Genomic DNA, 926 nt, shown 5'->3' with positions numbered 1-926 from the left:
AGCAGCAGGTTTGCGATGTTAGCATCGGTCGCATAAGCATCAGTAATTTTCTGCAGGAACTGTGCACGGATGATGCAGCCAGCACGGAAGATCTTCGCGATTTCACCGTAATGCAGATCCCAGTTGTTCTCTTCTGAAGCCGCACGCAGCTGAGAGAAGCCCTGAGCATAAGAAACGATCTTACCCAGATACAGTGCTCGGCGCACTTTCTCAATGAACTCAGCTTTGTCACCGGTGAAGGCTTGCGCCTGAGGGCCGCTCAGCACTTTAGAAGCTGCAACACGCTGTGACTTGAGTGAAGAAAGGTAACGTGCGAACACAGACTCAGTGATCAGAGAAAGTGGCTCACCAAGATCCAGGGAACTCTGGCTGGTCCATTTACCGGTACCTTTGTTGGCTGCCTCATCCAGAATCACATCAACCAGGTATTTACCGTCTTCATCTTTCTTGGTGAAGATATCTTTGGTGATGTCGATCAGGTAGCTGCTCAGCTCACCGTTGTTCCAGTCAGTGAAGGTTTTAGCCAGCTCTTCGTTGTTAAGACCGAGTGCGCCTTTCAGTAAAGCGTATGCTTCTGCAATCAGCTGCATATCGCCATACTCGATACCGTTATGCACCATCTTAACATAGTGGCCAGCACCGTCCGGACCGATGTAAGTAACGCAGGCTTCACCGTCTTCTGCACGCGCAGCAATTTTATCCAGAATTGGCGCTACCAGTTCATACGCTTCTTTCTGACCGCCAGGCATGATCGATGGGCCTTTCAGTGCGCCCTCTTCGCCGCCGGAGACACCGGTACCGATGAAGTTGAAGCCCTGATCAGACAGTTCTTTATTACGACGGATAGTGTCTTTATAGAAGGTGTTACCACCATCAATCAGGATGTCGCCCTTATCAAGGTGTGGCGTCAGTGAAGCGATGGTTTT

The 926-nt window shown here is 50.3% G+C and carries 1 protein-coding gene; it reads right to left on the bottom strand.

Annotated elements, in window-relative coordinates; translation table 11 throughout:
• The coding region (gene gndA / locus FT726_RS27430; protein WP_346303862.1) for an NADP-dependent phosphogluconate dehydrogenase at positions 1 to 926 on the bottom strand (926 nt) is incomplete at both ends.

The sequence above is a fragment of the Pantoea sp. Morm genome, assembly GCF_016643525.1.
Classification (GTDB): domain Bacteria; phylum Pseudomonadota; class Gammaproteobacteria; order Enterobacterales; family Enterobacteriaceae; genus Pantoea; species Pantoea dispersa.
Note: the sequence above shows the minus strand (reverse complement) of the source record. Positions and strands in the feature narration are given on the sequence as shown.